This is a genomic window from Brevibacillus sp. Leaf182, assembly GCF_001423865.2.
Classification (GTDB): Bacteria; Bacillota; Bacilli; order Brevibacillales; family Brevibacillaceae; genus Brevibacillus; species Brevibacillus brevis_C.
The window spans coordinates 194,195-214,980 of sequence record NZ_LMPN02000020.1; the positions used below are offsets into that span (position 1 = coordinate 194,195).

General features: G+C 47.8%; 20 protein-coding genes. 1 reads left to right on the top strand and 19 read right to left on the bottom strand.

The window, feature by feature from the left end:
• Nucleotides 1-490: 490 nt before the first annotated feature.
• From motB to ASG16_RS11490, 9 genes are all read right to left on the bottom strand, one after another.
• The gene (gene motB / locus ASG16_RS11450; protein ID WP_048031288.1) at nucleotides 491-1,300 is read right to left on the bottom strand and encodes a flagellar motor protein MotB; all 810 of its coding nucleotides are present in this window, start codon (nucleotides 1,298-1,300) and stop codon (nucleotides 491-493) included.
• Nucleotides 1,293-2,108 carry a flagellar motor stator protein MotA gene (motA, locus tag ASG16_RS11455; protein ID WP_056490543.1) on the bottom strand — a complete coding sequence of 272 codons (816 nt, stop codon included), beginning with the start codon at nucleotides 2,106-2,108 and terminating at the stop codon, nucleotides 1,293-1,295. The genes motB and motA overlap by 8 nt, the downstream gene beginning before the upstream one ends.
• 91 nt (nucleotides 2,109-2,199) lie before the next feature.
• A complete protein-coding gene (locus ASG16_RS11460; RefSeq protein WP_048031286.1) occupies nucleotides 2,200-2,931 on the bottom strand; it encodes a ZIP family metal transporter in 732 nt (243 codons plus the stop codon).
• A gap of 124 nt (nucleotides 2,932-3,055) precedes the next feature.
• The gene (gene def / locus ASG16_RS11465; RefSeq protein ID WP_056490545.1) at nucleotides 3,056-3,571 is read right to left on the bottom strand and encodes a peptide deformylase; all 516 of its coding nucleotides are present in this window, start codon (nucleotides 3,569-3,571) and stop codon (nucleotides 3,056-3,058) included.
• 4 nt (nucleotides 3,572-3,575) lie between these two features.
• The gene (locus tag ASG16_RS11470; RefSeq protein ID WP_048031284.1) at nucleotides 3,576-3,818 is read right to left on the bottom strand and encodes a helix-turn-helix domain-containing protein; all 243 of its coding nucleotides are present in this window, start codon (nucleotides 3,816-3,818) and stop codon (nucleotides 3,576-3,578) included.
• Between the two features lie 114 nt (nucleotides 3,819-3,932).
• The gene (locus ASG16_RS11475; RefSeq protein WP_056490548.1) at nucleotides 3,933-4,535 is read right to left on the bottom strand and encodes a flavin reductase family protein; all 603 of its coding nucleotides are present in this window, start codon (nucleotides 4,533-4,535) and stop codon (nucleotides 3,933-3,935) included.
• 103 nt (nucleotides 4,536-4,638) lie between these two features.
• Nucleotides 4,639-5,421, bottom strand: a complete 783-nt coding sequence (locus tag ASG16_RS11480) for an ankyrin repeat domain-containing protein (RefSeq protein WP_056490551.1) — start codon at nucleotides 5,419-5,421, stop codon at nucleotides 4,639-4,641.
• A gap of 95 nt (nucleotides 5,422-5,516) precedes the next feature.
• A complete protein-coding gene (locus ASG16_RS11485) occupies nucleotides 5,517-7,535 on the bottom strand; it encodes a hypothetical protein (protein ID WP_056490554.1) in 2,019 nt (672 codons plus the stop codon).
• 177 nt (nucleotides 7,536-7,712) lie between these two features.
• Complete coding sequence (locus ASG16_RS11490; protein ID WP_056490557.1) at nucleotides 7,713-9,440, bottom strand: methyl-accepting chemotaxis protein; 1,728 nt, start codon at nucleotides 9,438-9,440, stop codon at nucleotides 7,713-7,715.
• Nucleotides 9,441-9,616: 176 nt separating this feature from the next.
• On the opposite strand from ASG16_RS11490, the gene solA reads away from it, so the two are divergent.
• Nucleotides 9,617-10,759, top strand: a complete 1,143-nt coding sequence (solA, locus tag ASG16_RS11495; RefSeq protein ID WP_056490560.1) for an N-methyl-L-tryptophan oxidase — start codon at nucleotides 9,617-9,619, stop codon at nucleotides 10,757-10,759.
• 47 nt (nucleotides 10,760-10,806) lie between these two features.
• On the opposite strand, the gene ASG16_RS11500 is transcribed toward solA, so the two are convergent.
• The 10 genes from ASG16_RS11500 to ASG16_RS11550 all read right to left on the bottom strand — a co-directional run bounded on the left by ASG16_RS11500 (nucleotide 10,807) and on the right by ASG16_RS11550 (nucleotide 20,589).
• Nucleotides 10,807-11,637, bottom strand: a complete 831-nt coding sequence (locus ASG16_RS11500; protein ID WP_056490563.1) for a protein-glutamine gamma-glutamyltransferase — start codon at nucleotides 11,635-11,637, stop codon at nucleotides 10,807-10,809.
• Nucleotides 11,638-12,020: 383 nt separating this feature from the next.
• Nucleotides 12,021-12,932, bottom strand: a complete 912-nt coding sequence (locus ASG16_RS11510; RefSeq protein ID WP_056490566.1) for a DMT family transporter — start codon at nucleotides 12,930-12,932, stop codon at nucleotides 12,021-12,023.
• Nucleotides 12,933-13,030: 98 nt separating this feature from the next.
• Nucleotides 13,031-13,456 carry a GNAT family acetyltransferase gene (locus ASG16_RS11515; protein ID WP_056490569.1) on the bottom strand — a complete coding sequence of 142 codons (426 nt, stop codon included), beginning with the start codon at nucleotides 13,454-13,456 and terminating at the stop codon, nucleotides 13,031-13,033.
• Nucleotides 13,457-13,550: 94 nt separating this feature from the next.
• Nucleotides 13,551-14,249: an LrgB family protein gene (locus ASG16_RS11520; RefSeq protein ID WP_056490572.1), complete on the bottom strand. Its 699-nt coding sequence runs from the start codon at nucleotides 14,247-14,249 to the stop codon at nucleotides 13,551-13,553.
• Nucleotides 14,227-14,616 (bottom strand): CidA/LrgA family protein, encoded by a 390-nt coding sequence (locus tag ASG16_RS11525; protein ID WP_056490575.1) that lies wholly within the window; start codon nucleotides 14,614-14,616, stop codon nucleotides 14,227-14,229. The genes ASG16_RS11520 and ASG16_RS11525 overlap by 23 nt, the downstream gene beginning before the upstream one ends.
• A 114-nt stretch (nucleotides 14,617-14,730) precedes the next feature.
• Nucleotides 14,731-15,627: a LysR family transcriptional regulator gene (locus ASG16_RS11530; RefSeq protein ID WP_056490578.1), complete on the bottom strand. Its 897-nt coding sequence runs from the start codon at nucleotides 15,625-15,627 to the stop codon at nucleotides 14,731-14,733.
• 111 nt (nucleotides 15,628-15,738) lie between these two features.
• Nucleotides 15,739-16,851 (bottom strand): Ig-like domain-containing protein, encoded by a 1,113-nt coding sequence (locus ASG16_RS11535; RefSeq protein ID WP_056490581.1) that lies wholly within the window; start codon nucleotides 16,849-16,851, stop codon nucleotides 15,739-15,741.
• 92 nt (nucleotides 16,852-16,943) lie between these two features.
• Nucleotides 16,944-18,134, bottom strand: coding sequence for an ROK family transcriptional regulator (locus tag ASG16_RS11540; RefSeq protein WP_235617617.1), 1,191 nt, complete (start codon nucleotides 18,132-18,134; stop codon nucleotides 16,944-16,946).
• 132 nt (nucleotides 18,135-18,266) lie between these two features.
• Entirely contained in the window at nucleotides 18,267-19,187 is a 921-nt protein-coding gene (gene metA / locus ASG16_RS11545) for a homoserine O-acetyltransferase MetA (RefSeq protein WP_048031272.1), read from the bottom strand.
• Between the two features lie 142 nt (nucleotides 19,188-19,329).
• Nucleotides 19,330-20,589, bottom strand: coding sequence for a Glu/Leu/Phe/Val family dehydrogenase (locus ASG16_RS11550; RefSeq protein WP_056490584.1), 1,260 nt, complete (start codon nucleotides 20,587-20,589; stop codon nucleotides 19,330-19,332).
• Between the last annotated feature and the right edge of the window lie 197 nt (nucleotides 20,590-20,786).

Genomic DNA, 20,786 nt, shown 5'->3' on the forward strand with positions numbered 1-20,786 from the left:
AAAAAAAGAGAAACCGCGTCCAAAGTAGATGTTCCAGGGGGCTTCTCAGAGGTGGACGCTAAAGGCAGTTTCTCTTTTTTTCACTGCGCCTCGGTAGGTGTGTCCAAAGATCTTCGCTTATTTCTCCTGTTTCCTCTACGAGCTGTTCGGGATTCCACCTACTTTTTTAAAAAAGTAATAGACCCCGTGAATGCTGCTTTCAAGCTGTAAACACTAGCCGCGTGGGAAGAAGCACATTTCCAGTCCTAGCGCCTCTGGAGCCCTACTTAGCTCTGAAATAAATGGCGGAGGTTTTCTCAGCTTCAACCTCTGAGATTACATCCTCGAAACTCTACTTTTGAAGCGCTCCCGACATTTATTTCAGAGCGGACAGTCTAACCCCTTGTGGGGCGTAGGCCGAAGCGTAGACTGGAAATGGGCTTCTTCCCCTCCACTACAGCTACTATAAATGAAAAAGGATAGCCTCCCGAGGAAGCTATCCTTTTTGTTATTACGGATTCACAGTATTTTTCGGAGGAGAAGCCAGATCACGCAGGATCGCTACCTCTACCCGTCTGTTTTTCGCTCTGCCTTCTGCCGTCGTATTCGGCGCTACCGGATGGTATTCTCCCAAGCCTGTCGCGCTGAACTTCGTCGGGTCTAGGTTCTTGTTTTCCAGAAGCACCTTCAAAAAGTTAACGGAACGTTTGGCACTGAGATCCCAGTTAGATGGGAACTCTGCTCGGCGAATCGGCACATTGTCCGTATGACCGGTTACGGTCACTTTTTTCGGGTGAGGCACCAGCATCGCTGCCATTTCAGACGCAAGCTTTCTCGCTTCCGGTTTCAGATCAGCTTTACCGGAGTCAAACAGCGCATTGTCCAAAATGGTGATCAGCAGTCCTTCTTCGGTGAGCTTCGTCTGGAGCTTGTCCTGCAGCTTGTTTTGCTGAATGTATCCTTCGAGCTGTGTCTGTAGCTTTTTCAAGTCCTCTGTCTCTTTGCGGACCGCTTCTTCCAGACGCTTTTCTTCTTCTGTCTTCTGTTTTTCTGCTTCCTGTGCGCCTTTGTGCAAGGTTTGCTGCTGAAGTTCCGGGTCTAGCGGCACCGGACTGGGGTAGTTCATAACCCCCACACCGCCGTTCATAGCAATGTTGAAGGAGCGAACCATTTGGTCGAACTTCTTCGCATCCATCTCGCTAGAGGCGAACAACACGATAAACAAAGCGAGCAGAAGGGTGAGCAAGTCCGCGTAGGGAATTAGCCAAGACTCGTCCATATGCTCTTCGTGATGAGCATGTCTCTTTGGTCGCTTAGCCATTTACCGCAGCTCCTTCCTCCCTCTTCTCTTCCTTCATTTCTTCTTTCATTTCCGCACGCTCTTGGTACGGGATGTAAACCAGCAGCTTTTGTTCAATCGCAGTCGGGGATACACCTGCTTGAATGGAGAGCAGTCCTTCGACCATGATTTTTTTGATTTCGATTTCTGCTTTTGATTTCCGTTTGAGCTTGGTCGCGAACGGATGCCACAATACATAACCCGTGAAAATACCTAGCAAGGTAGCTACGAACGCAGCCGCAATGGATACACCCAGCGCATCGATATCACTCAAGTTACCCAGGGCGGCAATCAGACCGACAACCGCACCCAATACCCCGAGAGTCGGAGCGTAGCTTCCCGCTTGGCTAAAGACGAGGGCCCCTGCCTGATGGCGCTCTTCAATAGCGTGAATTTCTTCATTCAGAACATCGCGAACAAAATCCGGTTCCCCACCGTCAATGATCATCTTCATGCCGTTACGCAGAAATGGATCTTCAATCTCATCAGAAGTGTTTTCCAGAGCAAGCAATCCTTCACGACGAGCGATGGAAGCCCAGTTCATAAACTGACCGATCAATTCTTTTTTTTCAGGGAGCTTTTCTTCTTTAAAAATTATCTTGAAAAGAGCAGGAATACGTTTGATTTCCGACATAGGAAATGCGTTACAGATAGCAGCAATCGTACCTACGATGATGATCATAAACGCTGCTGGATTCAGTAATGCCATCGGACTCGCATGCTTCAAGATCATCCCGACCACTACTGCAACAATACCTAAAACTATACCTATCAAGGTAGACTTTTCCATCGTGACACTCCCTACTTCCATAATCGAAATCTATCTATATATGGTTTCGGAATTTTTGCTCTCACTTATGAGGCTTTTTGAAAAAAACCGCTCATCCAAACGACTGAACTAGTCCAATCATGACCAAAAGTCCCAGGATGAACGAAAAAGTCGCGGAACGAGCATGACCATCTCCATGGCTTTCGGGGATAAGCTCCTTGTAAACGATAAACAACATCGCGCCTGCGGCAAAGGAAAGCCCGTATGGCACCAGCCCTTGAACCACAGAGGTCAGGTAATAGCCACAGATCCCAGAGACGATTTCGACGGCTCCGGTCATGGTAGCCAATATAAACGCCTTGAGACGACTGACCCTTTGATTAATCAGAAAGAGAGCGACCAGGAAGCCTTCTGGTGCATTTTGCAGACCAATTGCAAAAGAAATCAGGCCACCCAAGCCAGACTGTTCACTCGAATAGCTCACGCCAACGGACAAGCCCTCTGGAATATTGTGCAAGGTAATTGCGGACAAAATCAGCAGCGATTGCGAATCCATCGAAATGTTGATTCTCGTATGCTCCAGATCGATATGCGGGACAATGCTTTCCAACACTGTAAGCATCAATGTTCCGGTAAGCACACCCAAACAAACGATAATAAATGGCGCGCTCTGAAGTGCCTGTGGGATCAGACTGAATGTCGAGGCAGCCACCATAATTCCAGCCGTAAACGCCAGCAATATATCCCGCCATCGATGGGATACCGACTTGAAAAAAAGGATAGGCAAGGCGCCCACACCAGTAGCCATGGCAGAAAGAAAGCTACCTATCAGTAGTTGTTCCATGTATGTTCCTCCACGTAATAATGCCGCTCTTCAGATGATACCATTTAGGTTCACGTAAAAAGATATCCGGAACAAACGGCCTTCTACTATCATATTTCCCGAATGGATACGGTACGCCTTTTTGTTAGGCCTTTTTTGTTAAACGGATCACATCCAGCAAATCGATTTTTTGTCTTGTTTTTTCATGATACAGCCATTTTTCCTGAACATGATCCACAAATAAAATTCCGTCTAAATGGTCGATTTCATGCTGCATACAAACAGCAAGGAACCCGTCTCCAGTAAGGATCATTTCCTCGCCTTGTCTGTTCAACGTCTTTACCTTTACATGCTCGGCTCTCTTTACATTGCCATAGTAACCCGGAAAAGATAAGCAAGCTTCCATTCCGATTTGTTCGCCACTCTTCTCTATGATTTCCGGATTGATGAGCTCAATTAGTCCATCTCCGCAATCCATGACAATCACTCTGCGAAGAATGCCTACTTGTGGTGCGGCAAGGCCAGCACGGCCGTCCGTGGCATATAAGGTTTCAGCCATCTCATCCAGCAGCTTGAACGTTTTTGCATTCAGCTCCTCCACTGGCTTGGCTACTTTGCGTAAGATTGGGTCTCCAAAAGGCAAAATTTGTTTCACTGCCATCTTTTTATGCTCCCTTCACTCTATTAGGCGGTGTATATGCCCACAAGTCATTTGGTGTACACTCCAGCGCTGTACAGAGTGCATCAAGTGTCTCTGCTTTCATTTGTTTGGGTTGACCGGTTAGTAAAGCACTGATGGAGGCTGGAGATAGACTGTAATTTGCTTTCTCTTTCAACAGCCTTGCTAAAGCGGCTCCCGTCCAAACTTCTCTTTCTGCCATTACTTTTCGCAACATCCAGACAAGCATCTTTTCACCCCTCAAAAATTTTGGCATTAACTAATTTTATTAGGCAACACCTAATATACCATATTTTTGCATACAGAAATAAAAAAACGCCAAATCCTTGGCGTTTTTGACGTTCTACGTTTCTGATCGATATGTTTTTCCCAACTGATCACTCAGGCCAAAATAATTGCGGAAGTTGTAAATCAGCGGATTCCATGCTTGAGGGTTCACGTGATGAGCACTTTGGACAATCTGTTTGTCTGCATGGACGTGACGTACTTCTGTCTCCACAATCGCAAACATGTCGGCATATTCCGGAAAACGGATGGTGCGGACGACTGCTTCGAGTTGAAGCGGGCATTCTCCCACTCGCTTTGGACGAACGATAGCAGAATCAACAGGAGTCAGCTTGGCTGCCTGAAACTTATCCGCTTCATAGCGGAAGCCCAGCTCCTTTTTATAGTCGGGTACGGGATTTCGGCCTGTTAGCGGAGCCAATGCTTCCACTTGCTGCCACATCGAGGCATCTGGCAAATTGATGACACACTCCGGCCGCTGACGCAAATTTTCCAATCCATGCGAGCCAAACCCGAGTCCCAGAATGACATAATTCCCCAAAGCCCATGACGATGAAATGGGGCTAATATTCGTTGTTCCATCTTCATTTTCAGTCGTCAACAGGACGACGGGAGTTCCGTAATACAAAATCTTCGGCTGAATGGTCGTATGGCTAGTCATGAACATAGCCTCCTTTGACTAGAATCAATCTTGCTATGACTCATTCTAGTCGAGGATTATTTCCATCGCGCTCGAAGTATGAATGTATGCTTACCTTCACAAATTAGCGTGCTCCTGCTTTTTGCAGGATTTGTACAATCTCGTGATAACCTCGTTCTTTTGCACGATACAGAGGTGTTTTTCCTTCGCTATCCGGGATGTTCACATCAGCGCCGTGGTCGATTAACAGTTGGATCATCTCTTGTTGTTTTTTTCCGCCATCATTCAATACGATTGCTTCCATCAATGCTGTCCATCCCGGATTGTTCACATGGTTGACGTCTACATCCGTCCGGGTAAGAAGCTCCTTTGCTACTTCCACATACCCATGTTCTGCCGCTGGAATCAAAGGTGTTCCTCCAAAGCGGTTATAAATCTTCGTATCTGGACCTGCATCGATAACCAGCTTCAAGATCTCTAGGTATCCTTCTGCTCCCGCATACAAGAACGGATTATCTTGCCGGTCGTCCTGAATATTGATGTCCGCTCCTGCTTCGATGAGGACCTTGACTGTTTCCACATGGTTGCCGTGTGTAGCCGCCATCGCCGCTGTTCTTCCACGATCATCCTGTGCGTTTATCTCAGCCCCTGCTGCCAAGCTAGCCTTGACTTCATCGGTTTTACCCTCTGCTGCGGCAGAGAGCAGTTTTTTATTCAGTTCCTTCACTTCTTCTTGAGAGAGAGTTGGTTTTTTCCCTGGTTGAGACTGTTGCTGCGGTGGCTGTGGTGTTGCTGGTTGTTGTTGCTGCTGTGCAGTCGTTATAGCCGGAGCTGTTGTGGACGGTTCATCCATGCAGCCAGTCAACAGCATTCCGAATGGGATTGCAGTGAGAATGAGTTTGTACATTTCGGCACCTTCCTTCTTGGTATGTCATTGAGATATAGGCCTAAGCCCGGTTGCGTACCGAGCTTAGATTGCCTGTTAAGAGGTTTCGTTCGTGATTATTTTGTCGTGAAGGTCAGTCCTGCCCATTGCCCTACTGGAGTAACGGAATACATGGTGTTTGGCTCTAATTTGCCGCCGTTCATGATCTCAAAGATTCCCGTAGCGCCTTTGCGCGTTGTGACCTTGTATTGGGCAACAAGCTCTGTCCCATCTGGTGCTGTAAGCATGATTTGACGGAAAGCAAACAGTTCATCACGCGGGTCCGTGCTGAGTCTAACCTCCAGCGTAGTTTCGTTTACTTCTTTTACAGAGCGAATCGTAAGCGGGTTGATCGCTTTTGCAGTGAACTTGGCATCCTTAATATCCGCCCAATCAGATGTAACGGTGTATTCTACGCCTGGAATCAGTGTCTCCCCTGCCGGCAAACGGAATTTTGGCTCCTGACGGCCATCTGTGGCTTGTGTAAATGGAACGTACGTCGCTACGATTGGCTCGCCACCCTCTGGCGTGATGTACACTTGTGCCGTTCTCAGAGATGAAATGATCTCATAGCTCTTTCCACGGTAGCGATTGTTTTCATCCAAGACAAAATCCAGACCATTTCGTTTCCCGACATTAGCCGCAATCACATTTTCATAGTCCGTTACGCCAGCGCGCAGGCTTGATTCGATCTCAATCGTATCGTACGCTACCTGACGGGCTTCGACCATGTCTAATCTATCGCTGTTTGTTTCAAAAGAGCCTGCCTCATCGTCTTTGTATGTCAACCTGTAAGTCATGTCGGAAGCCTGAGGCGTCGTTGGAACAAAGTAAGTAGCGGTTGTCCCTGTTTTTAACTGCGGGATATTGCGAATCGTCAAACCGTTATCAAATTGGAAATTTTCCTGTGCTTGCGCAAGTGCCAGATCTTCTGTTACGAGTGGGGCAGAGAAAGTAACTTCCAATGTAATCGGATTGAGCGACTTGATGCTACGTACTTCTGCATTTTCATCTGGTTGGGCATCCGTTGTAACAGACACGTTTCGCGCTGTAGCCCATTCGCCTACTGGTTCCACCTGATAGGTGACATTTGAAGCCAGCTCTTCGCCGTTCATGATTTCAAACGTTCCCGTTGCTCCTTTGCGCGTCGTAAATTTGTATTGGGCAACCAGCTCTGTTCCATCTGGAGCTGTCAACGTGATGCGACGGAGTGGAAAAATCTCTTCGCGCGGATCGCGTCGCAGTGTGACATCGAGTGTTGTTTCACTTGTTGCTTCTACAGACTGGATGGTAAGTGGATCGATATCTTTCGCCGTAAAGCTAGCGTCACGGAAATCAGCCCAGTCAGCGGAAACCGTGTAAGTGACACCCGGCTCAAGCTGCTCTCCCTCTGGCAGACGGAATTTCGGTTCTTGACGACCATCCGTATTCTGGGTGAATGGAACATAAGTAGCAATGATCGGCTCACGGTTTCTTGGTGTCAGAGTTACTTGTGTACCGCGCAAGGAAGAGATGATTTGGTATTCCTTGCCTTTGTAACGGTTGTCCTCATCCAGTTCAAAGTCTAGACCGCCTCGTTTGCCTGCGTACGCTTCGATTACATTCCCGTAATCCGTTACGCGGTCACTCAGGCGCGACTCTAGCTCAATGGTATCATTGTCTACTTGACGTGCCTCTCTCATATTGATTTGTTCTGTGTTGGCTGTGAAAGTGCCTGCTTCCTCGCCTTTGTAGCTGAAAGTATACGTCGTTCCTTCTTCTTGCGGGGTAGTAGGTACGATGTAGGTCGATTTGAATCCAGTTTTTAGCTGTGGAACATTTCGAATGGATAGGTCATTATCAAATTCGAAGTTTTTCTGTGCATTGTTGAGTGCCACTTCTTCAGAGCTGAGCGGCTCTGCAAAGGTGATCTCTAGTGTAATGGCATTCAGAGACTTAATGCTCGTTACCTCAACAGCTTCGCTTTCCTCCTGCTTATCATGAGAGGCTGCTCTCGCTACTGTATCCATGTTCAGAACGTTGAAAGGAACTGCTACCCCTGTTCCAAGCATCGACGCGAGTAAAAGTAGTGAGAGGTGCTTTTTCGTTTTCTTCATACGATCATCTCCTTGTCTACGATGGGGGATCAACCCTCTGAATCTATCGTAGTCGGCAGAGATAAACTCCTACTAAACCTGTTCTTAATGAACTATTTCGGAAAGATTAACTTTTTCTAAAAAAAACAAAAACGCCAATCACTCTGGCGTTTTTGTGTTCGTTTGTACGGTATATGCCTACACCTTAAATCGGCGAATCATGTGCTGTAGCTCTTCTGCCATATTGGAAAGAGCTGTCGCTGACGAAGCGATTTCCTCCATAGATGCGAGCTGCTGCTGTGTAGCAGCGGAAACGTTTTGCGTGCCATCAGCAGTCAAGTCGGAAACCTCGCTGACCAGCTCCATCGCTTGTACAACCTGTTCGGAATGGGCAGACACTTCCTGAGCAGATGCAGAAACGTTGTGTATCTGGTCGGCTACTGTACCAATCGAGTTCTGAATTTGACCGAAAGTTTCGCCCGCACGATGAACGACACGAATCCCTTCTTGTACTTCCCGGGTGCCTGTTTCCATCGATTCGACCGCGACTTTTGTATCTGTCTGAATCGTACTGATCAACTGCGCAATTTTTTGGGCGGACTGAGCTGATTGCTCTGCCAGCTTCCGCACTTCATCTGCTACAACCGCGAACCCACGGCCATGTTCTCCTGCCCGTGCTGCTTCGATCGCTGCATTAAGGGCGAGCAGATTGGTCTGATCCGCAATGCCTGTGATGACCTCGATGATCTCTCCGATTGCTTGAGAATGATTACCCAGACCGTCTACCACGGATGAGAGCTCACGCATGGATGCGTGGATCGCATTCATTTGTTGAACCGCTTCCTGAATCGACTGGTTCCCTTCTCCTGCCATGTTGGCTACTTCGCTCACCATATTGGATGTTTGCTGTGCATTATTTGCGATTTGACGAATTCCTCGTGACATGTCATCAATGGATTTCGCCCCATTCTCTACACTCACTACCTGGCGATCAACGCCTGCTGCCACCTCCTGAACAGTAACAGCAATTTGTTCAGTGGCCCTGCTCGTCTGATCGGCACTTGCCGTCAATTGCTCAGCGGATGCGGCTACCTGCTCAGAAGTTCCTCCTACCTGACGAATGACCGTGGTTAAACTGCTTGTCATCTCATTGAACGAATTCGTCAGATCCAAAATCTCGTCACGAGTTTTGACAACCAATGGCTCTGCTCGCAAATCTCCATCGGCGACTTTCTTCATCTCTTCCATCAAACGCAAAATCGGTTGACGAATGCTAGTAGTCAGTACGACAGCCAGCGCTACACATGCAATGACAGAGATAACCATGATAATAATCATGTCCCGCTTGACTGACTCATACATTTCCGCACTTTCCGTACCGGCGCGTTGTGCTCCCTCACTGTTATACGTCATCATGGCATCCAAATATTTCTTGCGTTCTAAAAACAATTCACTGCCTTTTTTCTTGATGCGATCCAGCTCGGCCATATCTGCATCGGTAGCTGGCCTTCTGATGTCGACCTTTTTGGCGATTGTTACATATTGCGGACTGAATTCCTCATAATTTTTCAGTGCCTGCTTCAATCCTTCAAAATTATTGCGGTCTTCTTCACCGAAAATCGTTTTTTCATAACTGGTCAATAAGCCGTCCATATAAGCAAATTGATCATCGACTTGTTTTGCATACTTGTTCTTGTCATCCATGCTCTCTGACGTAAGCATGGTTTGCGTAACGCCGTAAATGGTTTCCAGTGTCATGTTGATCTTCAAAATATCTTCCAGACCTGGGCGCCAATTCGTATTCATTTCCACCATCTTCTGATTCATCTGTTGCATCTTGGTAATGGTCGTGATCCCCATAAACAGCATAATAACCAGGATCAGCGCGTACGCACTACCTAATTTTTTTCCGATCGTCCATTTCATTTTGTAAACACCACTTTTCTTGACTTATGATGATAGCGTAATCTCCTTTTCCCGCCCAATTGATGGAATAAACCTTATTGCGCACAAAAAAATGGATCTTTACACAAAAATTAAAATCCACAATTCAGAAAACTCCTGTAAGATAGATGAAAATAAAGCGGAATGGAGGACGGTTGATGCAAAACTACGACGTCATTATTGTTGGAGCAGGATCGATGGGAATCGCAGCAGGCTACTATCTGGCGAAGCAGGGCGTGCGTACACTCATGATCGATGCCTTTGATCCCCCACACACGATGGGCAGCCATCATGGGGATACCCGTATCATTCGCCATGCGTATGGAGAAGGAAAACAGTACGTCCCGCTTGCGTTGCGTGCACAACAGTTGTGGTCAGAATTGGAACAAGCATCCGGCATGCCGATTTTCGCCAAAACAGGTGTTTTGAACGCTGGACCCTTGCATTGTCCTTTCCTGAATGAAATTCGGGAGAGCGCCGAGCAGTACTCCCTGCCGTTGGAAGTACTCCGTGCCGATGAGGTCATGCAACGCTGGCCTGGAATCCATCTGCCTGCTGATTACTACGGTTGCCTGGAGCCTGCCTCAGGTGTACTTTATTCCGAAAACGGCATTCGCGCCTATCGGGATCTCGCCCTTGCCCGAGGAGCTACGCTGTTGACGAACACGCCAGTCACGCAGTTGGAACCGGCAGGAAACGGGTTCATCGTGCATACGGAATCTGCCAGCTACCACGGCGATAAAGTCCTTCTATCCGCCGGTGCTTGGAATGGTTCTCTCCTTGACTCATTGGGCTTGTCCATCCCGCTCACGCCTACACGCAAAACGGTCGCCTGGTTTGGTGCAGATGAGAGCCAGTACAGTGCGGATGGCTTTCCCGCTTTCATCTTTCGCCTTCATGACTCCATGTTCTACGGATTTCCCAGCTTGGATGGCAGTGGTGTAAAAATCGGACGCCACGACGGAGGTCAAGTCATCGATCCCGACAAACTGGAACGTACCTTTGGCACCTATTTGTCAGACGAAGGCGATGTTCGCTCTTTTTTGGAAGCGTATATGCCTGGAGCAGCCGGACCATTGCGCCAAGGCAAGGTATGCATTTACACCATGACACCGGATGAGCATTTTGTCATTGACCGTCATCCTGAACATCCACAGCTTGTATTTGCAGCAGGCTTTTCCGGGCACGGTTTTAAATTCGCCAGTGCGATCGGGGAAGCAACCAGCCAACTGCTGGTAGAGGGAGCATCCTCCCTTGACCTGACTATGTTTTCTTGGAAGCGATTTTCTTGTCTAGCATAAGTAAAAAAGCCTCTCGCCGTATTTATAGCAGGAGGCTTTTGTTCGTTTTACCACTCCCAAGTCAAAGAACCGATCTGCGCTGAAATTCGACTGCTCACTTGTATGGGAAGGCCAGAAGCTCTCATGGTGGAACGACCGTTGTCGTAGGGAAACAGGTAGGCGAAACCAGGCCGAGTCGCCTGATTGACCAGATAGGCAGACCTCATGGCTCCCGCTCTTCGTTGTTCATTCAAAAATGCTACCATCTCACTCGCTCGTTTGATCCCCGCACCATGCCCGTAATACAAGCCATTGCCGAGAACTACTGCATTTTCCCCTTGCCACTGCGGTGTCGCGCGATCGTAATCAGGATTGGCAAAATAAATCACATCACCAGGTAAGAAGGTATTTGTCCGTAATGTTTGCAAGTCCAGATCCTGATCGTACCGCCAGTCATATAGCAAGATGTCCGAAAACATTCGCTCAAAATCGGGTAAACGAATGGACTGTAGGACTGCATGATAAATAATAATGACCATCGCCGTAGCGCACTCCGTAGCGTATTTTTGGCCCTCACGAAAAATATTGATAATCCCGCTGGATGGCAGTACTCCCGGTCGCAAGCGGAATCCGCCCTGGTCTGTTCGAATCCAGTATGCTGGATTGGCACGAGATTCTTCAAAAGTAGAAAAGGCCAGGCCGCTTTCGTTCAGTGCCAAGGCAGACCTCACCAGATGATCGCGCATTTTCAGTTCAAATTGCAGGAGTTCAGGAGTCGGATATTCAAATGTTTCATCACTACGTGCCATAATCGCTACCGTTTCACGCTGTACCGGATTTAATCCCCATTCCGCTGCCAACGAGGCGGGATTAGCTGGTCTCCCCGCTATGACGATCATATACAACCTCCCCTTCACACACTGTCCTTCTTATTTGTATGCGGAAGCCCATGTCCGCGTGATCGACTAAAAAACCATGAGTCAACATAGTGGTGGAGAAGAAAAAGCACAGTTCTCTTCGACTCTGACATGCCAGCAGGGGGAATTCACTGGACGTCTCCACTACAAAAAGGGGACCGTCGAGCTAAAGCCACCCTACGGGCGGAAGATTCTCAAGGGAGAAGTGTTCGACAAGCGTGGTCTCCTTTTTGTAGTTCCGACTGGGTAGGCGTTGTCAAGGTCTGCGAGCCCTGTGCTTTTTCTTCTCACTAGCCTTGTGCGTTAATCGGTACCTTCTAACTTAAAAATCCCCCGCCTGTTTGACCAGACGAGGGATTTCCTTTTTAGCCTTGTGCTTGCTTGACTGTATATGGTGTCGGGGTCGAGACGTGCTTTAAGCGTGAGAACATGTAGCATCCGACAATGACGATTACACTTCCGAGTAATTGAATGATAGTCATACGCTCTCCGAGCAAAAGGAATGCGAGAATGGCCGTAAAAATAGGATTGAAATTGAGGAACATACCGGCTGAGGTTGCGCCGACCTTTTGTACACCGATATTCCACAACACCATGCTGACGACAGTCGCCATTACACCAACGTAGAACAGCGACAGCCAAAACGTCCAGTCTGTATCGCTGATCGTAAATGTGGTGACATTGAAGGGCAGCATCAGCGCGACACCGAAAATGCCTGAGTACAGTGTGGACATCATCGGCGAGACCGTCTTCATCGCCCATCGCCCGCATACGGAGTAAATCCCCCACATGGCGACAGCGGCGAGCATCCACAGATCCCCTGTGTTAAAGTGCAATTGGGACAAGTGTGCGAAGTCTCCTTTTGTCATCACTACAAGCACGCCTGCAAACGAGACAAGCATCGCAACAATCTGCAACGGTCGAATTTTATCGCCCATCAGCAAAAAGGAAAAAATCGCGATCGAAACCGGATTCAGCGTGGACAATAGACCGACATTGGTCGCGTCTGTCCGCTCAAGTGCCCAGAACATGAATAAATTAAAAAGTGCTACACCAGTTACTCCCATCACGATCAAAGGAAGAAGCGCTTCTCGCGTTGGAAAAATCCGCTTTTCGCGTATCCAAACAACCGGCAACAAGCAAACAACTGCAATGAGCCAGCGCAAATTGGTCAGCGTCAAGGAAGACGCGTGCCCGATAAGAAATTTACCGACAACAAAATTTCCTCCCCAAAGGAAGCTGGTACAGAGTAATAGGACGATATACAGCGGTCTCATGATGCCTCCTGCCATGTTGAAAGAGTGTGGAGCTTTTTATTTGTTCTCTATCATACACCTTTCGCCAGCATTTCGGCGGTCATGCTACACTTCCATTTTTATCCTTTACCAGTAGTTATCCACTTCTCCATGAAAATCAGTTCGTCACGCTCATACCCAAGCTGATTGTAAAAAGCTTGTACACCATGATTGGTCGGCTCGATCAACAGGTTAATCTTTTCACACCCGATATTCGCCAGCCGCTTTTCCAGCTCATCCATCAGCCTGCTACCTATGTCTTGTCCTTGGAAATCCGGATCGACTGCCAGATGATTCACCCATCCCCGCCGTCCGTCATAGCTGCCCATTAGAGCTGCTATCATCCTGTCCTCCTCATTCATTGCCACCAAGAAAAGCTCTGCGTCTCGCTCCAGCTTTTTACGCAATCCCTCACGTGTATCCGAGCTTGAAAGCTGTAATCCGGCTCGTTGCCATAGCTGAATGACCTCCTCGTATTGTTGCAAGGAGAATGACTCAATTCTCATGTTTAATCACCATCATTGTGTATTTTTATACCTTTAATTTTATTTTTATACAATGATTATAATACAAAAAGGGGCTATCTAACAGCCCCTTCCTTCACACAGCCAGCCACGACATGATCACCGGCAGCAAGGTAAACGCCCATACTACCGTAATCATCGCTCCGGCGATCACAGCCAAAGTCGCACTGCTACCTTCTGTTTCCCCACGCTCAAACGCCTTTACCATCCCCAACGCATGTGCGCCCATTCCGTACATCAAGCCGATGGAAACAGGATGACGGAGCCTCATTCTCTTGATGATTTTGGGAGCCAAAAAAACGCCTGCAAAGCTGGTCAACATACCGAATACTGCCGTCATCGTAGGTAAACCGCCAATCGCCTCGGTTACGCTCACCGCAATCGGCAGGGTAATCGAACGAGGAATGACGCTAATCGCCGCTTCTTTTCCCAATCCGACTAGCATCGTCGTAGATACTCCTGCAATGATGGCAATGAGGGAACCCGTAGCAAGACTCATCAAAATCATCCGGCGATGCGCCATTAGCACCGACCAGTTTCGGTACAGCGGTACTGCAAAGGCTACCGTTACTACGCTCATCAACTCACTAATGAGCGAGGTCGCTTCACTGTATACCTGATAAGGAATGCCTGCGAAAAGCAAAAACAGAATCAAGCCAATCGGCGCCAATATGGCCGGAGAAAACAGCAGAGACGGTCTTTTCTTGTTGAACCGTTTGGCTGCATAGAAGAAAACGAGTGTCAGGAGCACGCTAGACGTTTTCCACAGGATCATGCTGCTTCACCTCTCCACGATTGAACAGTCGCTCAGCAATAACACCTGTCGAAATCATCACAAGCGCACAACCGCTCACGACGACCACAAGCACAAGCAATCCTTTTATGCCTAATAACCATGGATACTCCATCATCCCGACCAGCGATGGTACGAAAAACAGAATCATCTGCGAGAATAACAGAGTCGCTCCTGCTTCCACCCACTGTAGACGAATCAAGCCAGTATATAGACAAATGAACAAAAGCGCGAGTCCGATCAGACTGCCGGGAACAGGAAGGTGAAAAAACGAGGTCACCCATTTCCCAAGCCAGGTGAAGCCGAACAAAAGTAAAACTTGTGCGATGATGGAGAACCATCTTTTCATCGAGACCACCCCAGTTGCTCTACAAAGGTTGTTCAAAAAGTCACTGTTTGAACGAGTTACCTTCATTCTAAGCGTTCTCGATTCCATTCGTACAATACATAAAAATCATCATTTCTATTCCATTTGGTTATGGCTGTACATTTTCTCTACAAACGATATGAACGCCTTTGTCGCATGCGATAAATACCCTTCTTTTCGATAAATCAAGGCATACTGCCAGTCAATCACCGGGTAGGAAATGTTGACGGTGTGCAATTGTCCGTGATTCAAGCGTCTCACGATGGAGCGCGGAATGAGTGATATCCCCAGTTGGGTAGCCACCATCTCTCCGACAAAATCCCATAAAGAGCTCATGTAAGCGACTTTCGGTTCAAAGCCGGACAGCTTGCACGCTTGGCGCACCACATCATGCATCGCGTACTCTTCAGTAAACAAAATGAAAGCCTCGTCCTTGAGCAGTTCCAAGCTCACCTCATCGACTCCCGCGAGCCAATGCTCCCGATGAACGATCGCGACGAGGTCCTCTGCGAGCAAGGGAACCGCCACAAATTTCTCCTGATCCGTTGGAAGAACGGTTAAGGCCACATCGATGCTTCCTTGCTCCATTTGGATTTCAAGCAGCTTGGCGCTGTATTCCTTCATCTCGATATCGATGCCTGGGTACTGCTTTTTAAACAAGGCAATCACATTCGGCAAGAGAAAAGAACCCACCGTTGGCATCATGCCCAGCTTCACCCGACCACGCTCGACATTTCGCAGTTCTGCAATCGAAGACGACATGCCTTCCATCAGTTGCAACACTTTGGTCGCATAGCTGTAGACCATTTCTCCTGCGTCTGTCAGATCCATTTTCCGCTCCGTCCGATCCAGAAGAACTACCTCAAGCTCTTCTTCCAATGCCTTGATCATTTTACTGATAGAAGGCTGAGAGACGTGGAGGGATTGGGCGGCCTTCGTAAAGTTTTTATGTTTGACTACTTCCACAAAGTAATGTAGCTGTCGAATATCCATGATGCCCTCCGTTTTCGTCCAATCAAAAGCGTTAGCTACAGATTACCACAGGCGAGAGTATGCAAAAAAGCCAGGTACGCAGTCGCGCCCTGGCTTTTCCTCTAGCGTGAGTTAGTTCACGGTTACTTGAATTTTTACGACTTTACCATTATATGTAGCCGCAATCGTTGCACGCCCTGCTTTCACAGCCGTGATCTTGCCATCCGCTACAGTCGCTACGGAACTGTTCGTAGAAATCCAGTCTGCATCAACTGTGATATCGACCTTGGCTTTGTCTGTATAGACAGCAGATACCTTCAAGTCTTTAGATTCGCCTACTTTGAGAGCGACCTTTTTCGTGTCAAATTCCAGCTTGGAGATGACAGCAGACTCTACAGGGATCGAGATCGTCTTTCCACCATAAGTTGCTTTGATTCTCGTTTTGCCAGAGCCTACAGTTGTCACGACTCCGTTTTCAACTGTGGCGACTTTTGCATCGTCGGATGTCCACTTGGCTTTGCTTGTAACATCGACTTTTTCTTTGGTAGACAAGGTAGCCAGCAGCGTAACCGACTGGGTAGTGTCTGGACGCAGATACAGCTTTTTCTTATCACTGTCCAGCTTGGAGACGACATCCACCTCTACTGGAATAGATACGCTTTTTCCACCGTACTTCACTTTGAGCTTCGCTGTGCCTGAGCCTACTGCTGTAACCAACCCATTCGTTACTGTTACGATTTCCGTATCATCGCTTTCCCACTCTGCATTGGCAGTTACATCAGTGGTAGACTTGTCAGAGAAGGTTGCTGTTGCGTTTACCTGCTTCGTGCTTCCTACGCTCAGAGCCAGTTTCTTCTGGTCAACAGTGAGCTTGGAAATCACCTCGATCTCAACAGGGACACTCACGCTTTTGCCCCCGAAGCTTGCTTTCACTCTTGTTTTACCGGAGCTAACAGCGGTTACCAAGCCTTTTTCAACGCTTGCGATGTCACTGTCAGAGGAAGTCCACTCTGCTTGCTGCGTGACGTCTTCCGTTGTTTTATCCGTGTATTGCACGCGGACGTTCAACTGCTGTGTCCCCGCTTTTTTCAATTTTACTGTCTTTGTATCAACCACAAGCTTGGAAATCTTCTTCTGCGTACTTGTTGTCGCAGAATTTGCCAATGCCGGTACTTGGCCGACACTGGAAAAGATCAGCCCAACGGTAACAGCCGTAGCGAGCATACCTTTTTGCCAGTTTCTCATGCTCACATCCCTCTCCTTTTCCTTTCTACTTTCCACCATTTTCTATATCGGCTAAACAGCCTTACTTGTTGAATACAAAATGGCAAAGAAAGTCATGATTCTTCTGCCCATGTCCCTGCCAAGGGAGCAAAGTGCTGCATCGCCAAAGCTCCTGCTCCCATCACGATTGCCTCCCCCTTCAATTCGGAAGGAATGACGCGAAATTTCCCTTTGAATGGCTCCCAGATCACTTGATCGCTATGCTCCTCGACCAAGTCAATGATTTCGCGATAATTCTCCACCAAATCACCGCTTACAATCACGGTATCTGGATTGTACATACATACAATATTGTTAATCGTGATGCCGAGGTACAACGCGGTACGAGAGACGATTTCCTTCGCCCAGCGCTCTTCGTTTCTCGCCGCCGCGAACACTTGACGGACATCACTGACATCCTTCACTCGACGCGCTTCCATGATCAAAGAATTTTCGTCTATGTATGTTTGCAGACATCCGCGTTTTCCACACTCGCACAGATTCCCATTCGGATCGAGCGTCGTATGCCCCAGCTCTCCTGCGCTATTGGAGCCCCCGCGAAACACTTCGCCATTGATAATCAACGCAGAACCGATACCCGTGCCAATGCCGATCAAAGCTGTCTTGTTTGACCCTTTGGCAGATCCGTACAAGTACTCCGAGAGGATTTTCACCTTCAAATCGTTGTCGATAACGGTTTTGATTTTCAGCCTTTTTTCAATCAGGCTGGCAAACGCTACGTCCTTCCAGTCCAGCGTAGTGGATAGCTGAACAATCCCTCGCTCATAATTGATCACCCCTGGCATCCCAATGCCGATCCCGACCACTTTTTCTAAAGGAATGCCTGTCTGTTTGAGCATCCCTTCTATCTCGTTACAAATCAGTTCAGCCGTCTCTTCCGGTGTAGAATCCTGTGTTTTATGATCCATCCGGTGCTGTGCAATAATCGCTTCACTAAAGTCCATGATTCCAAAGCTAATGCGCTTTTTTGCCATGTCCACGCCGATTGTATAAATGGCCCCCGGCTCGATGTCGAGCATGATTGCCTTCCTGCCCACACCTGATGAGGTAAGCTCCGTCTCTCGAATCAGTCCTTCTTCGCACAGCTCACTGACAAATCTGCCAATCGAGGTAGCGCTCATCCGCGTAATTTTGGCGATTTCTGCACGCGATATCGGTCTCTGCTTTTTGATAATGTCGAGGATCATTTGCTTGTTATGCTGCTTGGTCACGTCCTGATCTTGCTTCATGATTTTTTTCATCATACAAAACTCCCATCTTGCTTGAATTCCCGGTAGCATTCCTGCGCGATTATTCTCACACTACCTGTCGCCATTTATTACGTCAACTGGGCCAAACAAAAACCATCCGAATCACCTCGGATGGTTGCTACGATGCTATCGCTTGTTGTTGTTCAAATCATACGGTGTCTCTTGGTAAACGTAATAGTTTAACCAGTTGGAAAACATCAAATTCGCATGTGCGCGCCAAGTGACAATAGGCTCGCGACTTGGATCGTCCTTTGGATAGTAATTACGCGGAACAGCAATATCCAAGCCTTTGTTCACATCCCGCTGATACTCATCTTGCAGGGTGGTCGGATCATACTCGGAATGTCCCGTCACAAAAATTTGTCTGCCATCCCTCGTCGCTACGATGTAAACCCCTGCTTCATCAGACTCGGACAAAATCTCCAGTTCAGACACTTGCTCGATGTCTTCCCTTCGATTTTCAGTATGCCTGGAATGCGGAATGTGGAAGTAGTTATCAAATCCACGGAACAGCTTCACATTTTGCTTATTGAGTGTATGAGGGAAGATTCCGAACATTTTTTCTGGCAAAGGATGCTTCGGAACGCCAAAGTGGTGGTAAAGACCCGCTTGTGCTCCCCAACAAATATGCAAGGTCGAAGTGACGTTCTCCATTTTCCAATCGAGGATTTCTGTCAGCTCCTGCCAATACGTGACGTCTGTGAACTCGAGCTGTTCCACTGGCGCTCCGGTGATGATCATGCCATCAAATCGCTGATCACGGATCTCCTCAAACGTTTTATAAAACATCGATAAATGTTCTTCCGACGTATTTTTGGAAGTATGACTGGACATGTGCAAAAGCACGATTTCGACCTGTAGCGGAGTATTCCCCAGGAGGCGGAGCAACTGTGTTTCCGTTGTTTCCTTCACCGGCATGAGGTTGAGAATGACGATCCTGAGCGGTCGTATGTCCTGTGTGAAGGCACGGCTATCCTTCATCACAAAAATATTTTCTTGGGCGAGTATTTCCGTTGCAGGCAATTCGTCGGGCAATTTGATTGGCATAAAGATCCCCCTTTCCATCCTTTGAACACAGGTAGAAAAACAATAATCCGACAAATTCGACAAAAATACTAGCCTTCCTGCCAATCACACAGGGGAAAACGAAAAAATCCCCTTGCAAGCAAGTTGCAAGAGGGCTCTTCCCTTAGATCCAGCCGCGCGCTTCCATCGCCTCCGTGATTCGCAAAAGCGAGATCATATAGGCTCCCGTGCGTAAGTCCACCTTGTATTGATCAGAGAGTTCTTTCACGGCGCGATAGGCGTTAATCATTGTCGTTTGCAGCTTTTCGTTTACCTCAACCTCGGACCAGTAGTAATTCATCAGGTTTTGCACCCACTCGAAATAAGAAACCGTTACGCCACCTGCGTTGGCGAGAATATCGGGAATAACGATAATCCCTTTTTCGCGCAAAATGGCGTCTGCATCCGGTGTAGTTGGTCCGTTTGCTGCTTCTGCGATCCACTTGGCCTGAATGCTGTGGGCATTCGCTGCTGTGATGACATTTTCCAACGCGGCCGGGATCAGAATATCCACTTCCAGCTCCAACAGATGTTCATTGGAGATGACCGTACCACCTGCATACTCCAAAATGGTGGCGTTGTCTTTTAACTGTCCTACCTTTTCGATGTCCAAGCCAGCAGCATCATAAATACCTCCGCGTGAGTCACTGACCGCCACGATTTTGAAGCCCAGCTCTGTTAAAAGCCTCGCTGCTATTCTTCCCGCATTGCCAAAGCCTTGAATCGCAACGGTTGTTTGCTCCGGCTTGCGTCCAGAATCTTTTAATGCCTCTAGTAAGGTAAAGACGCATCCGCGGGCAGTCGCTTCGTTTCTTCCTTTGGAGCCGCCGACACTCAGCGGTTTTCCCGTGATGACTCCCGGAGAATACGCTCCTTTTAATCGACTGTACGTATCCATCATCCACCCCATGATTTGTGGGGTCGTATACACATCGGGTGCAGGTATATCAGTATCTGGTCCGACAATATCAGCAATAGCTTCCATGAAGCCGCGGCTGACTCGTTCCAGCTCATTTTTGCTGAATTCGTGGGGATCACATATGACTCCACCTTTTCCACCGCCATAAGGAAGACCAACCACGCCACATTTGAATGACATCCACATGGAGAGCGCCTTGACTTCATCCATCGTCACATCCGGATGAAAGCGAATCCCTCCCTTGGTCGGTCCTACCGCATCATTATGCTGAGATCGGTAGCCTTCAAAGACACGCACGCTGCCATCATCCATCTTGACAGGAAAACTAACGGCCAATACTCGTTTGGGTCGCTTTAAAATTTCTACAGCATCACTCCGCAATCCCAACAATGCCGCTGCAGCATCAATCTGTTTCTGCACAATTTCGTATGGATTCAGGTTTTCTTTCTCTACAGTATTTAGCATCTCTCTTCCTCCCCAATACTTTTCACATATGTTTTTCTACATCACCTTGGCGCAGAGCTAAAGGATGAATGGAGTAATTATATACGATGCAAGTAAATTCAGACAATTCATTTTCTTTGTTTTCACATTATTGTGTTATTTTTGGCATGCAAATAAAAAACGCCCGATGCATCCTCGCGACACATCAGACGTTTTCA

Bases quoted from the DNA above. Each gene is read 5' to 3' on its own strand.
- ASG16_RS11480 (WP_056490551.1), bottom strand. From the start codon at position 5,421: ATGTACAAACTCATTCTCACTGCAATCCCATTCGGAATGCTGTTGACT.
- ASG16_RS11510 (WP_056490566.1), bottom strand. From the start codon at position 12,932: ATGAGACCGCTGTATATCGTCCTATTACTCTGTACCAGCTTCCTTTGG.
- ASG16_RS11515 (WP_056490569.1), bottom strand. From the start codon at position 13,456: ATGAGAATTGAGTCATTCTCCTTGCAACAATACGAGGAGGTCATTCAG.
- ASG16_RS11490 (WP_056490557.1), bottom strand. From the start codon at position 9,440: ATGAAATGGACGATCGGAAAAAAATTAGGTAGTGCGTACGCGCTGATC.
- motA (WP_056490543.1), bottom strand. From the start codon at position 2,108: ATGGAAAAGTCTACCTTGATAGGTATAGTTTTAGGTATTGTTGCAGTA.
- metA (WP_048031272.1), bottom strand. From the start codon at position 19,187: ATGCCAATCAAATTGCCCGACGAATTGCCTGCAACGGAAATACTCGCC.
- ASG16_RS11535 (WP_056490581.1), bottom strand. From the start codon at position 16,851: ATGAGAAACTGGCAAAAAGGTATGCTCGCTACGGCTGTTACCGTTGGG.
- ASG16_RS11530 (WP_056490578.1), bottom strand. From the start codon at position 15,627: ATGGATATTCGACAGCTACATTACTTTGTGGAAGTAGTCAAACATAAA.
- def (WP_056490545.1), bottom strand. From the start codon at position 3,571: ATGGCAGTGAAACAAATTTTGCCTTTTGGAGACCCAATCTTACGCAAA.
- ASG16_RS11485 (WP_056490554.1), bottom strand. From the start codon at position 7,535: ATGAAGAAAACGAAAAAGCACCTCTCACTACTTTTACTCGCGTCGATG.
- solA (WP_056490560.1), top strand. From the start codon at position 9,617: ATGCAAAACTACGACGTCATTATTGTTGGAGCAGGATCGATGGGAATC.
- ASG16_RS11500 (WP_056490563.1), bottom strand. From the start codon at position 11,637: ATGATCGTCATAGCGGGGAGACCAGCTAATCCCGCCTCGTTGGCAGCG.
- ASG16_RS11470 (WP_048031284.1), bottom strand. From the start codon at position 3,818: ATGCTTGTCTGGATGTTGCGAAAAGTAATGGCAGAAAGAGAAGTTTGG.
- ASG16_RS11540 (WP_235617617.1), bottom strand. From the start codon at position 18,134: ATGATGAAAAAAATCATGAAGCAAGATCAGGACGTGACCAAGCAGCAT.
- ASG16_RS11520 (WP_056490572.1), bottom strand. From the start codon at position 14,249: ATGATCCTGTGGAAAACGTCTAGCGTGCTCCTGACACTCGTTTTCTTC.
- ASG16_RS11550 (WP_056490584.1), bottom strand. From the start codon at position 20,589: ATGCTAAATACTGTAGAGAAAGAAAACCTGAATCCATACGAAATTGTG.
- ASG16_RS11460 (WP_048031286.1), bottom strand. From the start codon at position 2,931: ATGGAACAACTACTGATAGGTAGCTTTCTTTCTGCCATGGCTACTGGT.
- ASG16_RS11475 (WP_056490548.1), bottom strand. From the start codon at position 4,535: ATGACTAGCCATACGACCATTCAGCCGAAGATTTTGTATTACGGAACT.
- motB (WP_048031288.1), bottom strand. From the start codon at position 1,300: ATGGCTAAGCGACCAAAGAGACATGCTCATCACGAAGAGCATATGGAC.
- ASG16_RS11525 (WP_056490575.1), bottom strand. From the start codon at position 14,616: ATGAAAAGATGGTTCTCCATCATCGCACAAGTTTTACTTTTGTTCGGC.